Origin of the sequence: Dysgonomonas sp. Shenzhen-Wh21, from assembly GCF_043392705.1 — a bacterium.
Lineage (GTDB): Bacteria > Bacteroidota > Bacteroidia > Bacteroidales > Dysgonomonadaceae > Dysgonomonas.
On record NZ_JAIXHZ010000145.1, the window covers coordinates 1 to 3,642 of the forward strand.

General features: G+C 36.7%; 3 protein-coding genes. 2 read left to right on the forward strand and 1 reads right to left on the reverse strand.

Annotated elements, in window-relative coordinates; all coding sequences use genetic code 11:
• Nucleotides 1-2,168, reverse strand: a 2,168-nt coding sequence (locus tag LDB17_RS09935; protein WP_393925017.1) for a TonB-dependent receptor domain-containing protein, incomplete at its 3' end; no start/stop codon positions are given.
• 236 nt (nucleotides 2,169-2,404) lie between these two features.
• Between LDB17_RS09935 and LDB17_RS09940 the strand changes: the two genes are divergently transcribed.
• Together LDB17_RS09940 and LDB17_RS09945 are read left to right on the forward strand one after the other, a co-directional pair.
• On the forward strand, nucleotides 2,405-2,974 hold the full coding sequence (locus tag LDB17_RS09940; RefSeq protein ID WP_252638785.1) for a hypothetical protein: 570 nt from the start codon (nucleotides 2,405-2,407) through the stop codon (nucleotides 2,972-2,974).
• A gap of 23 nt (nucleotides 2,975-2,997) precedes the next feature.
• Complete coding sequence (locus LDB17_RS09945; RefSeq protein WP_393925018.1) at nucleotides 2,998-3,549, forward strand: TolC family protein; 552 nt, start codon at nucleotides 2,998-3,000, stop codon at nucleotides 3,547-3,549.
• Nucleotides 3,550-3,642 lie beyond the last annotated feature (93 nt).

The following is a 3,642-nucleotide window of genomic DNA, read 5'->3' on the forward strand; positions in this document are numbered from 1 at the left end:
TATGCAGGCTTTAAGTCAGGATTACCCGAAACAAAACTGAACAAATCGAAATCATAATATGACGAAGATGATATTTCTCTAAATTCCTGTCTGTTTGTAGATCGTCCATAAGCCAATCTTACCAAATGATCGCTAGACAAATTGTAAGAAGCATTCAATGAAGGAAATATATCTGTATAGTTATAATCTGATGTTTTTGATTTATCTCCTGATATTGTTGTATAGCTCTTCAAAGACATTTTGTTGTGCTCTAAGCGAACTCCGGTATAAATATTCAATTTATTCAGTGGAATATTGAAGCCGATATAGCTTGCAGCCTGTGTATTTGTTCCCGAATAATCATTTAATCGATCGGTATCATCATAAACATACAGCTTAGTTGCTCCATAGTTTTGGGGGATCAGCATCTGAGTATAAACATCTTTATATCCAAAGTCCTCATCCAGATTCTCAGGTATCCAGCGATACTTAAAATAGCGTGTATTGTAATTCCGATCTCTATACTCTCCATATACACCTCCTTTTATAGACGGTTTGAATCCATTCTCAAAAGAGAAATCATGCGTATAGTTGGCAGAAAAGGAATAATTATATTCATTTAGTTTGTTATAGTCACGTGTTATATCATTTTGATCGATTTGGTATTCCATATAGTGTGCATCACCCGGATAACCATTTTGCTCCCAGTTTATAATACGTCTGTCCGGCTGATTTCTATTGCTGTAAGAAAAGCCTAATACCCAATCTAATTTGTCTTTCTCGGTCAAGGTGTGTTTCCCTGCAAATTGGGCTGAATAAGCAAGACGACTGCTATAGATATATTCTGATTTTCGTTGCCCGTAGAAACCGCTTGTATTTTGATACCCTTCACGCTCAGTATATCTATTTTTACCTATTTGGTTCAATATATTTCGAAATTCAAAATGGTGCTTATCGTTCGGCATGTATATCAGATTAGCTAAAGCCCCTACCCTTGCATCATTGTTGTACTGATTATCTTTATATTTAAATGTAAAGTACGGTTTATCATTGTCCGAATCGTAGACCCCATATCGGGAGTTTTCCATATCTGTAAAAGTCTTACTTGTATTGCTATAATTCAGAGCAGCTATGAGTCCCCACATACTATTGTTCGCTCCGGCATATTTTCGGTTGATAACAAAACCTAAACGTTGATCGGGTAATGGTTTCTTGTTTTTTACAAGCCAATCGTTATTGAATCCGTTTTGGGTAAGATCTGTTACTTGCTGAGAGTTATTATTATCGATACGTCCCGATGAAAATGCACTCGAAAGATTTCTCATGCCGTTATCAAATCCAAGGAAGTCTGTTGCACTACCTTTACTATATTTAAAATCCTTAAATTGAGTTTGCGTATTTATACCCGCTCCGTAACTGACTTGTATAGAGTTTTCATTCGGAATTCCCTTTGTCTCTACTTTAATAAAACCTCCCGAAAAGTCAGCCGGTAGCTCCGGTTGTGGAGATTTTACAATCATAATATTTTCTATCTGTGTGCTTGGCAATATATCGAATGAGAAAGATCGGCTATCTGCTTCCGAGCTAGGTATAGCACTATTATTTACCCATACATTGTTATATCGTTGAGAAAGCCCTCTGGCAACAACAAACTTATCATCTATAATCGATATGCCCGGAATACGTCTTATCACCTCCGAGGCATCCCGATCCTGACTTTTTGCAATCTGCTGTGAAGATACTCCACTAACTACTGCATTCGACTTTCGTATAGAACTCAGTAAAGACACTTCGGAATTTATACGTCCTAATGCTACAACATATACTTCGCCTAATGTATGAGATGCTTCTATCATGGGAATATCTACTACAGTGGGCTCTCCTTTTTTGATCTCTACATCTGTAATTTCTAATGGTTGATATGAGATGTAAGAAGTTACGAGGGTATATTTCCCCGGACTAAGCTTCAATTCATATTTTCCATCTTCATCAGAAATAGCACCTATTGTTGTGTTCTTAACAGAAATGGTAACTCCCGGTAGAGATTCTTTTGTTTTTGCATCTATAATACTTCCGGTCAGAATGGTCTGGGCAGAAAGTGTAGTTATTGATAATAAAGCAAATACAAGCAACATTGATTTTAGTAAGTTGCGGTTCTTCTTTTTCACTGAATACTCAATTTTAAACATATATTTATTTGATATTTTACATTGCAAATCACCTACATTTTTGTTACAAGAGAACTACACCCTCAATAAGTTTAATGCAAGAAAACGTTTCGTTTTAGTTACGGTACACCAATATCTGGACTAGCCAACAGATCAAACCTAAATATGATGTATTTGTCGATAAAACAGACTTATTCATCGATTACCATTGTATAGCGAAATCCTCAGACATACTTTTGAGAAAAAAGAGAAATAAAATGAGGAAAATATTACTGATAACATCCCTTGCTATAGTATGCGGCAGTCTTGCTGCACAAGGCTCTATGGGTGGTATGGGAGGAGGAAGACCTCCCGGAGGAGGCAAAGGACGAGGAGAAGGTCATGCCCCTATGCATCAAGGTAATTCTCGAGACGAGAGCTTTTTTATTATGGGTATACCTGACATTCCGAACCTGACCCTTGAACAACGAGAGAAATTGAGTAAAACGATTTCGGACGAACGGAAGGATATCTTCAAATTGATGCAAGAGAAACAAGAGCTAAAAATGAAATCCGACAACCCGGGAATAGCGAATAGAGAAAGGCTAAAACTTACAGAGAAAATAAGCAATACAGACGAGAAGATTAAAAAGAAACAAGAGAAATACGACAAAAAGTACAAGTCTATACTTACAGCCGAACAATATCACATATTTGCAGAAAAGAAACAAAGCGTGGAGTTCCGTGAGCCACCCAAAAGGAGACTTGATGAAAATCGGGATCAACTTCCTTCAGGGATGCCTAACGAAGGTACAGCTCCAGAAGAATCACCAGACGGAATGTTTTGAAAACATTAAGATAAAATTTAAACATGAGCATTTATTTTACTAAAAGTTTGTTAGGTTTAGTAATGGCAGTAACCGGACTCTTCATTCCGGTTGCTGCTTTCTCTCAAAAAAAATGGACATTAAGAGAGTGCATAGACTATGCCAGACAAGAAAATATTCAAGTAAAGAAGTCCATTATCACTACAGAAAGTTACAATGTAGATATTTCGCAATCGAAGGCTGCATTGTTTCCGAGTTTAAGTGGAAGTGTTTCGCAGCGATACACAAATTCTCAGTCACCGGATGGAGCCGGGAATTATCATTATGAAGGATTGTTCAATGGGCAATATACATTAAATGCAAACTGGACAGTATACAATGGTGGAAAAAATAAGAACAATATTAAACTAGCTCAACTAAAAAAAGAAGCTCAAAACCTAAATACAGAAAACATCCGAAATCAGACTGAGATAGCTATTACACAGGCTTATTTACAAATTTTATATAGTAGAGAGTCCATAAAAAACAACGAAAATATTGTAGCATCGGATGAAGAGCAATTGAAACAGAGCAATTGTTTCAGTTGTAACTTATAACTTTCGTAAGAACTTTGTGCTTGTACCAGATTGTACTTGTCGGAGCTATATTGAGCTTCCACCTGAGCATATTCACTGTGTGTAATACTTCCT